The following is a 12,617-nucleotide window of genomic DNA, read 5'->3' as shown; positions in this document are numbered from 1 at the left end:
GGCCGGGGGCCGGATCGAGCAGGGGCCCAGGCGGGCGCGGACCGGCGCAGGGATCGCGCGGCGGACGAACGTCAGGGTGCGAAGGAAGCCCAGCGGATAGGCGCCCATCGCCTCGTCGTGGAAATCCAGGCGCGCCACGTCGGGATCGCGGCGAAGGCAGCACGGGAAGCCCGGGTTCTGCTCGAGGATCTCGGCGTCAGCGAGCGGATCGGCCTCAGCCACGGTGAAAGGCGTGGCGCCGTTGTAGAGCAGCTTCTTGGGGGCGACTTCGCCACCGCTGCGGGTGTTCTCGTCCCAGGCCCAGCGGCCTTTCCGCGGGTCGGCGGCGGAGCCGAAGCTCTCCACCATCTGCCAGGCGCTGGTCCCGCGAGGCCGGCGGCGCACCTCGACGCGGGTCAGTTCGTAGACCGCCTCGATCGACACGTTGCCGTCGCCGGTGATCTGGCGGCCCAGGTCTGGGTTGGTCTGACCGATGCCCACACGATCGGTCAGCATCGGCGAGAATTGGATCTCGATCGTCGCGTCGAGGGGGACCGGGACCGCCTCGCCCGTCCAGACGGTCGCATCGCCGGGCAGGGTCTGCAGCGCCTGGAGCCGAGGCTGGGCGCCGCCCGCGAGCCCGTCGATGCGCTGGACGCGCATGGGCCGGCTCCCGAGCGCGGACCGGCCCGAGGCGTCCAGCATCGCCCCGGTCAGCATCGGCCGCGCGGCGGGCTGCAGGGTCCCGCTGGTGCTTTCGATGGTCACCGAGAAGTCCGGCATGAACCAGGGCGTCTCGAGCCGGAAGGTGACGCGGAACACGAAGTAGTCCGGCGCGTGGGCCAGCCAGTCGGCCAGCAGGCTCATCGAGATGCCGAACCGGAGGAAGCCGAACAGAACGATCGCAAAGCCCATGTCGAAGGCGATGCGGGCCACATAGTCGTTGGTGCCGCTCAGCATGTAGCGGAACACCACCACCAGCGAGCCCCAACCTTTGAGCTTCATGGGCCCGAGACGGCTTTCGACGCTCAGGCTGAACAGGAAGCCGCCGCCGACGTACTCCGACTCCAGCCACTCGAAGACCACTGCGGCGCGAATGCGCATGGTCGCCAGGCTGTTGAGTTCCAGGTCGAACTTCGCGCCCAGCCACGTGTCCTGGTTGTCGATCCGGCCGACCGCGACGAGGCCGGGCGTGTTGCCGATGGTGACCGTCCCGCCGATCTGGACCTTCAGGTCGTCGGGGAAGTTCTCGATCAGGTCCTGCAGCTTGATGTCGACGACCAACTGCAGGATGAAGGCGTCGGTTCGGAAGTCGTACTCGAAGACGCCGACGGCGATCGGCTTGTCCTTGCCCAGCAGCTTCAGTTCGATGACGGCGATCAGGCCCGACGCGGTCTTCTCGTCCTCGCCGTCGAAGCCCAGGACGAACGCCGTCGCCAGGCAGAGTTCCCCGCAGCCGGTGAAGCTCACCCCGAACCCCGCGCCGAAGGCCCAGGTGTCCTGCACGGGCTTCCAGGCGCTCAGGCCCCGGTCTTCCGGCAGGGCCGTGGGACGGGCCTTCTTCAGCCACGGATAGTATTTGAGCTGCCCGACCGCGGCCGGTTCCGGCGACAGCTTGGGCTGCAGGTTGTCGCCGTACAGCGCCTCGATCTGGCGCAGTTCGATCGGCCCTATCGGGATGGCGCCGAACAGCACCGCCTGGAATAGCCGGTAGTCCAGCGGCTCGCCGGACACCGGCGTCCGCTGGCCCCAGTAGACGTCGAGCGACAGGCCCCACTGCTTCTTGCCGACGAAGATAGTAATCTTGCCGCCGAGGCCGGTTTCCTTCAGCCGCGTGCCGTCGCCGAGGACCTCGTTGCGGTAGCTGCCGTGCGCCTCGATGACGACGGTGTCCTTGACCTCGAGCGAGGCGCCGAAACCGCCGATCTTGAAGCTGGCGGCGTCCGGATTGCCGGCCAGCCGGCCTCGCAACCGTTCGAAGAAGACGCGGCCGGTGAACGGGTCGGTCTTCTGCCGGATGCCGCCGGAGAGCGTGATGTAGGTGGCGCCGTCCTCGGCGACGAAGCCGGCTTCGTGCAGCTCCAGCGCGAAGGGACCCATGGTCAGGGTCAGGTCCTTCTGCTTCACGATCGAGCCCGAGATCGAGCCCCGGTCCCAGCCCACGTCCACCAGCGCCAGTTCGAAGGGCTTGCCGTCCTCGGTCTTGACCTTCACGGGCGAGGACGAGGTGTCCGGCTTCTCGCGGATCAGAAGGTCGCCCAGCACCTGGATGGCGCTGCCGGGCTCGACCTGCGGCTTCTGCAACGCCGAAAGCGACACCCCGAATCGCGCGCGGATGATGTCGACCACCGCGAACCAGACGTCGAGGTTCAGGATCGGCAGGCCATCTGAACTGGCCGGGGGCGGCTTGCGCGCGACGCTGGCCCGCAGCACGTCGCCGTCGATCAGGCCCAGGCTGAAGTCCCAGTCGGTATTCTCCCCGCCGTCACCGAAGGAGACCGCGATTCCGGCCTCGAGGCTGAGGCCCTCGATCAAGGGCGTGCCGGCCGGCGGTGTGCGGAAGTACAACTGGTCGAAGAACAGCGTCGCCGAGTTGCCCAGCGGGAACTGGATCGGCGCCGTGTCGAAGCTGAGATGGCTCTCCAGCGATTCACCCGGCGCCAGGGACTTGCGCAGGCCGATCGCGCCATGCTGCGGCAGCGGCGGGAAGAACACGGCCGGGATGACCACGTCCTCGATCACCAGCTCGGCGTCGGGGCGGATGTGCGCGGCCTTGCGGATTTCCGACAGGTTGCCGTCGGCGGTGGCGAAGTCGAACTCCATGCCGCCGAAGCCGAGGCCGCCGCTGTCGAACAGGAACAGGTCCGGGTTCAGGTCGCGGACCACCCAGTGGTACAGGTTGTTGGCCCGCCGTGGCGAGGCGATCAGCACCATCTCGTGCACCGCGCGCATGGGAACGCCCATCAGCCGGCACGGGCCGATCGAGATCGGGAAGTGCGGCTCGAGCCGCAGGTCGCCGGCGGCTTCGAGCGTCAGGGCGAAGTCGCGGCTGATCACCGTCGGATCCGCGGAGATCGAGAGCGCGATCTTGCTGTCCGCGCCCCGCTGGGTCTCGTCGGGATGGGCTGCGAGCAGGTCGGGCGGGACCAGCACATCCAGCGGCAGGGTGTCGACCAGCAGGGTCACGGTCCCGTCGCGCGCCACGGAACACCGGAAGTCGCTCGACCAGTCGAGGGGCGGCCGGAACACGAAGCGCATGGAGGGGAAGAGGCGGCTGGTGAGCTGGGTGTCGGCCGGCGCCGATCCGGTAGTGATCTTCAGCGTCGCCGTGAGGGTCACCGTGCCGTCGGCGCCCACATCTGCGGCCGCGTCGTGCAGTTCGATGGCGCTGTCGATCTGCGCCAGCAGCCCTTCGACGTCTGCGGTGGGCGGCCAGGAGGTGTTGACCAGCTCCTCCGGCCAGCTCGACCCGAAATTCCCGAACAACTCGGTGAACTTCATGTCACCACCTTGCTGGACGGGTCGATCACCGAGTCGAAGATGGCGTCGACCTGGGTCCCGACGGCGGCTTCCAGGAGGGCGCGCCCCACGCCGGCGATGAAGCCGATCCCGCCGAACTTCGAGGTGCTGGCGTTGAAGGCGGCCTGGACCTCCATCTCGGTCTGGAAGGGCTGCGCCTTGTACGGGACGAACCGGCCGCCGGTGACGAACCTGCGGTCGAACAGCTTCAGGTTGGCCACGGGATCGTCGAAGGCGACGTCCCCGTAGGCCTCGGGCACCCCGCAGACCTCGCTCCAGAGCGTCTTGCGCAGCGCCCGGATCCAATTGTCGTCGCCGTGGCCGAGGGCCTCGCGAAGCGCGAACAGGTGGCACTCGCCGTCGGAGAAGAAGCCGCGCCGGTTCAGGTTGGCGGATCCGATCGCGGCGAAGGCGTCGTCGACCAGCATCATCTTGGTGTGGACGTAGATGCCCGGGAAGATGCCGCAGCAGACCGCCGCGCCCTTCTTGTGCGCCGATCGCTTCGTACCCTTGGCGTTGTCGAACAGGTTGGTGGCGTCGGCCCGGTCCACCCGCAGCTCGACCTCGGTCTCGGTTCTGGATTCCGGGACGGCGTTGCGCACGTACATCGCCTCGGTCCCCAGCGTGACCCAGAACGGCCCATCGGGCAGGCGGTCGGGCGGGCCGATCTTGATGGTGTTGTCGCCCTCGCCGGCGTCGGCGGTCAGCCACATCCGCCCGATCGCCTTGGTCCGGTTGGTCTGCGACCGATAGAAATGCTGGCGCAGGCTGCCGATCTTGAAGCGGTCGCCCCAGGCCTCGCTCACCCGGTTCACGAAGGCCTGCCGGGGCGCGAAGCCGAACGGCTGGTCGGGGACCGAGGGGATCAGGATGATCAGCGGCCCGGACACCTGGCTCGCGGCCGCCTCGAGCGCCGCGGTGAATTCCTCGGACGGGGTCAAGTACTGGTCTTCGATGTAGATGTAGCGGCGCGCCTGGGCGATCGCCTGCAGCGTGGTGTCCAGGATGGTGCGCTCGCCGTTCGGGGCGAAGGGCAAGGCCCGGCCGCTGTCGAATGGGTCCGGACCGAAGTAGGTGCGCGCGACCTGCACGATGTCCGGCCCATCGTCGGGCAGGCCGTCCAGCGCGCCGGGCTCGGCCAGCGCCAGCGGGGCGCGCACCGGCCGGGGCGGGTCGCCGGGCGCGGCGGGGCGGTCCCATCGCTCGATGAAAGTCCGGGCCAGTTCGCCGGCCGCGAACCCGTCCACCCGCGCGTGCACGTCGTGGTACGGCCCGGGGACCCCGTGGTCGCGGTCGTCGAGCCGGTTGGGGTTGATGTCGATGCCGCCGCAGTAGGCATGCAGTCCGGCGTCGTTGCGCACCACGGCGAGCTTCTGGTGGAAGACGTTGAACCGGCGCTGCCCCTCCTGCGCCAGCGCGATGATCTCGTTCGCCGGCTGGCAGATCGGGTTGTCGCCGCACTCGGCCGGGTACGGGTCCAGCGCCGCCAGGACTCCCGGGATCGCGGAGAGCGCCTCGATCGCGGCCTTGTTGGGCTCCATGGTGTCCAGCAGGTCGGTGATCTTGCCCGCCGCGAAGAACAGGCCCACCGCAAGCGCCTGGGTGTGGCCCCAGAAATTGACCTGGTCCCAGGAGGCGGAGTCCTGGGCGAAGGTCAGCAGGCCGCCGGCGATGGCCAGGATGAGAGCGGCGATCAGGGCGCCGTTCTCGGCGGTCTCGACGAAGCCCGGAGTCAGTTGCAGGAACTGCAGCGCCAGGAACCGCGCCTCGCCTCCGTCCTGCGCAAACTGGCGGGCGAAGGTCTCCAGCGAGCGGTGCGGCAGCCCGGAGCTCTCCGGGACGAAGTTCGCGGCGTGGTCGATGGCGAAACCCGCGAGGTAGAAGGCCGGCGGCGTCGCGGCGCCCGGCGTATAGGCGTGAAGCTCGCGGAAGAGCTCGTTGAAGAAGGCTGGGCCATTGACGTAGGGCGTCACCCGGTTGCCCCGGCTGAAGCGCCGCAGCGCCGCCGACCCCTGGGGCCCGAACCAGTCGTTGAGCGCGGCGATGTCGAGATGCGCCGGCTGTCCCGAAAGGTCGAGGCCTGCGGGCTCCGCCTTTCCCGCCGCTGTCGCCAGCGCGAGTTCCTCTCCGGCCGCCGGGATGATGAGCCGGGACCCGGCTCCAAGCCCTGCCCGCGTAAGGCCGGTCGCAGCCAGCACATTGCCCCGATGACTGGATTGCAGGACCGCGGATGTGGGGCCGCCCGGCCGCTCGACCGTAACCTGCCGCCCGCTGACGGGTCGGCCGCCCGGCTCCAGCAGCCGCAGAGGCGCCTCCAGCCCATCGAACGCGCCAACGAAGGCCGCCCAGGACGCCGCATCCGGCGTCGCGGCGTCGTTCAGGGCCGTGCGCAACGCCCGCAGCACCGCCAGAGTGTCCAAGCCGGGCTGGCGTGGAAATACGGCCACCACGGCCAGGTCCTGCGCCAGGATCGGGACGCCGCCGGCGAGGACCAGGGGATCGCCCAGCTTGAGCCCCTCGCCGGGAAACGCGTCGGGCTCGGCCATGGTCGCGTCGGTGAATCGCAGGGCGATCAGCGGATTGCCGAACGGCAGCCGGGTCAGCAGGTCCGGGTAGCGAGCGAGGTCTGCGGCCCGACCCCAGATCCAGTGCGTCGACCCTGACGCCGCGTGGCGCACCCGGCCGGTGAACGGGATGCTCAGCGCCGTTGGAGGCCCGGCGCCGATCACCGCCTCGGGCTTCACGTCCGGCCGCCGCACCCCGGGCGCCGGGAGCGTGCCCGCAGTCGACGGGAAGGCGCCCGCCAACTCGCGGGGCAGGTCGGCGATGGCGTCCTGCGACCACGTCCAGCCGGCCGTCGAGGCGAGGGGCGAGGCCAACATCAGCCAACCTCCGCCGGGAAGCCGCTGGGCGCGGTCAGCGGACCGACCAGGCGCGAGGGTATCCCGTCCGCCGACACCGCCAGCGCCCACACGTTCACGGTATTGCCTGTCGGCGCGGGGAAGGTCGCTTCGACGACGCCGTCCACATCGGGCGTGACCGCCGTCAGCGCCAGCCGCCGGCCGCGATCGTCGCGGACCACCAGCGCGTCCAGCGGTGAGAGGTCGGGCCGGTTGCGGATGGTCGCCAGGTCGGCGCGGGCCGGTCGCAGGCGTGGGTCGTTGGACGCGATGACGAAAAGCGCCGCCGCGCCGTCGGTGCGGTCCTGCAGGCGCACGGTGGCCAGGCCGGCTTCGACCCTCAGCGATCTGAGTTCCGGGGGTAGCGCGGGGGAGGGGGCAGGCGTTCGGACCACCGCCTGCAGCACTTGCGCGGCCTCGGAAACGTGGCCCGCCGCGTCGAGCGCGCGCAGCCGGTAGATCCAGCGGACAGGCGAATTGGGCAGGGCGTCGCGAAGTTCGCGGGTCGGGTCGGCGTCGGCGACGCGCTCGAAGTCGTCGAGGGGGCCGAGGCGCTGGGCGGCGGCCGCCAGGAACCGGTCCGGGGTCGTACGCGCCTCCAGGCCGGCGCGCAGGGCCGACTGGTCGGCGGCCGACAACGGCCAGGCGACCAGGGCGCCGGTCTGGAGCCGCAGCCGGATCGACGCCGCGTCGACGACGATGCGGGGCAGGATGGCGCTGGCCGGGCAGCGTTCGATGCGGGTCAGTGGGCCGGCGGTGACGCCCGGGGGCAACAGGTCGGTGGGACGGAAGGCCACGGTGACCGCCTCGCCCGCCGCACGCGGCGCCACGATCGAGGCCACGTCGGTCAGGTCGGCGATGGTCAGGTCGGGCCGGCTGCGGAAGCGGGCGACCACTTCGCCGTGGGCGACGGCGCCTTCGTTGCCCACGCGTGGGCTGGGTTCCACGGCCCGGCGGCGATCCGGCGCATAAGGCTGGTCATCGGCGGCGCTCACGCCGAACGTCCGCACCTGGGTCGGCCGACTTGCGTCGACGGCGACCCAAGTCGCGGGCAGGGCGACCTCATAGACCTCGATGGCTGCTGGGTCCGCCGGGTCGCCGGATCGTGGCACGGCCATGAGCCGACTGTCCCAGTAGGCCGGATCGTCCTCCGCGCCGCTCGTGCGCACCAGGGTGAACCCGCCGCCCACGGCCGGCGCGGCGGCCGCCGGCCCGATCGGCGCGACCTCCAGCGCGACGCCGGCGCCGGCGGCATGCCCGACGATGCGGAAGGCGGCGCCCAGCACGAGGCTTCGGCCCACGAACTCGTTGGCGAGGATCGGGCGTGAGAAGGCGCAGGGGACAAGCCAACTGCCGGTCCCGGTCGCGGTCGCGGGCCCACTGACCCTCCCCAGGATCTCGATGAGCCGTCCGGCCGCCTCGTAGATCCGGAATTCGGTGACGTGCGGATCCAGGGCGCGCTGTTCCGGCCCCCAGCCCCAGCGGAGCAGCACCACCTCGCCGTCGGCCGCGATCCGCGCGCGCTCCTCGTCGCTCAGGTCACGGTCCTCGCTTTGCAGCAGTCGCACGACGATGCCGTTGGGCTGGCCCAGCAACGGCAGATCCGGATCGATGGCCGCGGGCGGTGGCGGTGCGATCGGCGTCGGCGGACGCGTGAGCTTGCGCAGTTGCACGGGGCTCGAGGTCACCGGAGACGAGCGACGGCCGATGACATCCAGCGAAGCGACGCGATAGGTCACCTCAGCGCCGAGCGCGATCTCGCCGGCCTCGACCACGTCGATCACGCGGGTGCTCAGGTCCCCGGCGATCCCCACCCTGTCCGCCGGCGGGAAGGCGGCCAGCAGGTCGAAGCCGGGAGTCGGCGCCTGGGTCACCGGCTCGGTGTTGCGGGCGCCGAAATGGAGGCCGTCGGTGTCCTGCAGACCGCCAAACGGGCCACCGCTCACCGATCGCTCCAGGACGTAGCCCGCGACCTCGGTGGGCGGCGCCGACAGGGCGTCGGCGGGCCAGAGCGGCAGCGCGGCGGGAGCCGACACGCCGGGGGGCTCCCAGGCGATCTCGAGACCCAGGTGATCATCGCGCTGGGCCCGGCGGGCGGCGCGCGCCGCGCTGCCGAGATTGTCGACGTCGATGGAGACGGGCGCCGGCGGCGGCGCGCCGGGCTGATAGACCACGCCGTAGACGGCGGCGCTGATCTCGACAGGCTCCTTGGGATCCAGGCCGGGGGCGAGGGGGTCGGCGACCAGACCGACCAGGGCGCCGCCATCGCCCTTCAGCAGCACCTCGTCGACGGGCGCGCCGAATTCGAGGAGGGTCCGCTCTTCCAAGCCCAGCGAGAGCGCGGCGATCGGCAAGCCGGCGCGCAGGCCGATCACGTCCAGGAGTCCGTTGGAGGCGCCGTCGAGCACCAGCCGCCGGCGAGGCGATGGCAGGCCGATCCGCAGGCGCTTGAACCGGATCAGCTTTCGTTGCGCCGTCAGGCCGCCCAAGGCCAGCGTTTCGGCCTCGACGACCGGGGCCGGCGTCACGTGCAGCATCACATCGCCCAGACCGAAGCGGGCGGGCAGGGCGTAGCCGCGCGGCACAGTGTGGAAATCAACCCGCGCCTCGTCGCGGTCCGCGCGCGGGACCCGGCCGCGGATGCGGTAGTCGTAGGACTCGCCCGGTGTCAGGTCGAAGTGGTCGATGAATCCCAGGCCGAGCCCACGTCGCAGGGGTGACGAGCCCGAAAGGGCCGTGACGAGCCCGAACGGCAGCGTGTCCCAGTTGCTGGCCTCGGCCGCAGGATCGTTGACTGACACGCGCCAGGCCGCGCTCCCGAACGGCCGGGCCAGGGCGGCATTGGCGTATCTCGACAGGTCATCGAACACGCCCTCGAAAGCCTCGGGCTCCGCCTGAACCCTCGCCCGCTTATGTTCCTCCGCCACTCCCGAAAGGGTGGGGTCGACGGCGCCGAACGGCATCTGCAGCCCGGACACGATGACCTTCGCGGCTTCCCATCGCGTGTCGTCACGCACCTCTCCGCACACCGTGACCGGAGCGTCGATCGTCTTCACCACGAACCAGACCGTGGCGATCCCCGCGCCCACCAGGCGGCAGGCCCCGCCGCTGAAGCCGCTGGCCGCGATCACCTTGCCGTCGGCGCGGGCGGCGAACCCGGCAAGGCCCACGATCGCGGCGATATTCACGGCGCTGGTCGACTGGACCAGATCGCAGCGGAACGTCCAGGCGCCCTTCAAGGGCTCGATCTGGTTGTTCGGCGTCGCCCAGACCGCCGCGTCAGGAAGCAGCAGAACGCCCAACCTGCGCGCCCGGTCGAGGTCCGCGGGTGAGAGGGTGAAACAGTGGCTGCGGTCCGGCCGCTCCGCGACGCGCCGCTCGATCGTGAACCCGTCCAGCGCGTGCCCGGTGGGGAACGGCGGGGACCAGATCAGGTGGATGCCGTCCAGTTTTCCGCCGGACAGCTCGGACACGGCATGGAACGCGAACATCTCGGCCCCTGGAACGACGACCTGTCGCCTTGGTGGCAACCCAAGCTTGAGCGTAGACCTACCCACAGTAGAGTTTGCATGTGAACACCGCTGATCTCCAAAGGACAAGCCCCGGCGCCGGATTGAGGCATGTCATACCGGTCGTCCTCGCTTGCTCGTAAGGCGCTTTGGCTGACGCCGCCTCGGTGTCCGCACCCTGGAGGTCGAAGGCGATGCTGGAGTATCGGGTTGCGGCCCGGCGCCTCGACGCGCACGGGGGCCTCGCCAGCTGCAAGGACGCTGAGATCGTCCTCGATACGGCCTTGAACGGTCGTCCCGACGCCTTCAATCCGGCGGAGCTGTTCCTGGCCTCGATCGCCGCCTGCATGATCAAAGGCATCGAACGGGTGGCGCCCATGCTGCAGTTCGACCTTCGGGGCGTGGAGGTTCGCCTGCACGGCGTTCGCCAGGACGCGCCGCCGTTGATGGTGTCGGTCGACTACGAGCTCACGGTGGACACCGACGAGGATGACCAGCGGCTGGAGCTGCTGCACAAGAACGTCCGCAAATACGGCACGATCTCGAACACCGTGGCGCGGGCGACGAAGCTCGAGGGCGTGATCAAGCGCAAGGTGTGATCCGCTACGACGGGCGACTTCCAACCGTCGGTGGTTTCTTGTATCGTCGAAATATGGAAATGAAACCCGCCGTCGCAAGCCTCGCGGCCCTGGCGCACGAAGGTCGCCTCGCGGCGTTCCGTCTGCTGGTGCAAGCCGGACCAATGGGCCTGGCCGCCGGCGAAGTCGCCCGCCGGCTCGACGTGTTGCCGAACACGCTCTCCGCCAGTCTCAGCGTCCTCAGCCACGCCGGTCTGATCGCGTCGCGCCGCGCCGGTCGCTCGGTGATTTACACCGCCGACTACGACGCCATGCGCGAGCTGCTCGCCTTCCTGATGGAGGACTGCTGCGCCGGAAAGCCGGAAATCTGCGCACCCCTTGCCGCCGCCGCGAGCGGGGCCTGCTCGACCGGCCGTGAGATGAATCCCGCCCAATGACCATCGCAGCGCCGGCCGTCGCAGAGGCCCCCAAACCGATGTCCCGCTTCGAGCGCTTCCTGACCGTATGGGTGGCGCTGTGCATCGTCGCCGGAGTGGGGCTGGGCCACCTGTTCCCCACTGTCTTCCAGGCGATCGGCTCGGCAGAGATCGCCAAGGTCAACCTCCCGGTGGCGGTGCTGATCTGGCTGATGATCATCCCCATGCTGATGAAGGTCGACTTCGGCGCGATGCGTCAGGTGGCGCAGCATTGGCGAGGCATTGGGGTGACCCTGTTCGTCAACTGGGCCGTGAAGCCGTTCTCCATGGCGGCGCTTGGCGCCTTCTTCATCGGCTACCTGTTCCGCCCCTATCTGCCGGCCGGCGAGATCAACAGCTACATCGCCGGCCTGATCCTGCTGGCGGCGGCGCCGTGCACCGCCATGGTGTTCGTCTGGAGCAACCTGACGCGCGGAGAGCCGAACTTCACGCTCAGCCAGGTGGCCGTGAACGACGCGATCATGATCGTGGCCTTCGCCCCTATTGTGGGCCTGCTGCTCGGCCTCTCGGCGATCACCGTCCCCTGGGAAACGCTGGTGATCTCGGTGGGTCTCTACATCATCGTGCCGGTCGTGATCGCCCAGCTCCTGCGGTGGGCCCTCACGCGGCACGGCGGCGAGGCGCATCTCCTTCGCGTCCTGGGCAAGATCGGCCCCGTCTCGCTGACGGCGCTGCTGGCCACCCTGGTGCTGCTGTTCGGTTTTCAGGGCGAGCAGATCCTCAGCCAGCCGGCGATCATCGCCCTGCTGGCCGTGCCGATCCTGATCCAGGTCTACTTCAACTCGGCCCTGGCCTATCTGCTGAACCGCGTGACGGGCGAGGCGCACTGCGTGGCGGGGCCCTCGGCTCTCATCGGCGCGAGCAACTTCTTCGAGCTCGCCGTCGCCGCCGCTATCAGCCTGTTCGGCTTCAGCTCCGGGGCGGCCCTGGCAACGGTGGTCGGCGTGCTGATCGAGGTGCCGGTGATGCTCACCGTCGTGGCGATCGTGAACCGATCCAAGGGCTGGTACGAACGCGGCGCCGCGGTCCGGAGGGTGGCGGCGCGCAGCGCAGCGTGAGCGTCACGGTCGCGCCGAGGCCGGGCTGGCCCCGAGCCGTGCTCCTACCGCCAGGTGCGTTTTCAGGTGGTTTCAGGACGCCTGCCACCAAGTCCCTGAAGCGAATGGCTTCCGCCCCGGATTAAAGCGAGCCGAGTGGCCATGGTCGCGTCGTTGTCGCCTGTAAAGTTGGCTTGTTCACGGAGAACGCCCCGGGGTTTCCCGGCCTGCCTCCGGATGTGGCTCCCATGTGAAGATGCCGCCGTCGGCCATCAGCGACATGTGCAAGCGGCCGCTCGAGAAGGTGTAGCTGCGGACGTAGGGAAGTTGCCGGTCGAGCAATGGGCCCATCGATGGCTCGGGGCACGCCATGCGGGCGGTTGCGATCGGGCCGAAGGCGAGGGTCCCGCCCGCGCCGGATGGGGTCGCCTGCCAGGCGCCTGAGCCGTGGTTGCAGTCGATCCGCAACGTGGCCCTGCCATCGGCCCCGAAGACGATCGTGTAGCGATCAGGTTCCGCCGGCGCCTGGCGCCCCTGGGCGTCGTCCATCGACTAAAAGTCGACCAGACGCCAGCGCGTGCCCTCGAGACGCGGAGGCGATGCGGCAGGTTGGTCCACC

Annotated in this window: 7 protein-coding genes; 3 read left to right on the top strand and 4 right to left on the bottom strand. The window is 70.0% G+C overall.

Annotation, left to right across the window (positions count from 1 at the left end; genetic code table 11):
• From QZV94_RS03580 to QZV94_RS03570, 3 genes are all read right to left on the bottom strand, one after another.
• Positions 1–3,480: hypothetical protein (locus QZV94_RS03580; RefSeq protein WP_293676430.1), on the bottom strand; the 3,480-nt coding region annotated here is incomplete at its 3' end.
• Positions 3,477–6,380 (bottom strand): hypothetical protein, encoded by a 2,904-nt coding sequence (locus QZV94_RS03575; protein WP_293676429.1) that lies wholly within the window; start codon positions 6,378–6,380, stop codon positions 3,477–3,479. The genes QZV94_RS03575 and QZV94_RS03580, both read right to left, overlap by 4 nt.
• Positions 6,380–9,889, bottom strand: a complete 3,510-nt coding sequence (locus QZV94_RS03570; RefSeq protein WP_293676428.1) for a hypothetical protein — start codon at positions 9,887–9,889, stop codon at positions 6,380–6,382. Before QZV94_RS03570 ends, QZV94_RS03575 begins: the two co-directional genes overlap by 1 nt.
• Positions 9,890–10,074: 185 nt before the next feature.
• On the opposite strand from QZV94_RS03570, the gene QZV94_RS03565 reads away from it, so the two are divergent.
• Genes QZV94_RS03565 through arsB form a run of 3 tightly spaced genes read left to right on the top strand, consistent with a single transcriptional unit; the run spans position 10,075 to position 12,019 of the window.
• On the top strand, positions 10,075–10,506 hold the full coding sequence (locus QZV94_RS03565; protein ID WP_293676427.1) for an OsmC family protein: 432 nt from the start codon (positions 10,075–10,077) through the stop codon (positions 10,504–10,506).
• Between the two features lie 53 nt (positions 10,507–10,559).
• On the top strand, positions 10,560–10,922 hold the full coding sequence (locus QZV94_RS03560) for a helix-turn-helix transcriptional regulator (RefSeq protein ID WP_293676463.1): 363 nt from the start codon (positions 10,560–10,562) through the stop codon (positions 10,920–10,922).
• Positions 10,919–12,019 carry an ACR3 family arsenite efflux transporter gene (arsB, locus tag QZV94_RS03555; protein WP_293676426.1) on the top strand — a complete coding sequence of 367 codons (1,101 nt, stop codon included), beginning with the start codon at positions 10,919–10,921 and terminating at the stop codon, positions 12,017–12,019. The genes QZV94_RS03560 and arsB overlap by 4 nt, the downstream gene beginning before the upstream one ends.
• 177 nt (positions 12,020–12,196) lie before the next feature.
• Here the strand turns inward: arsB and QZV94_RS03550 are convergent, their stop codons facing one another.
• On the bottom strand, positions 12,197–12,547 hold the full coding sequence (locus QZV94_RS03550) for an META domain-containing protein (protein WP_293676425.1): 351 nt from the start codon (positions 12,545–12,547) through the stop codon (positions 12,197–12,199).
• Positions 12,548–12,617: the final 70 nt, after the last annotated feature.

Source organism: uncultured Phenylobacterium sp., from assembly GCF_902826855.1.
In the GTDB taxonomy this organism is placed as follows: Bacteria; Pseudomonadota; Alphaproteobacteria; order Caulobacterales; family Caulobacteraceae; genus Phenylobacterium.
The sequence above is the reverse complement of the archived record's forward strand: the minus strand, read 5'-3'. Positions and strand labels throughout refer to the sequence as shown.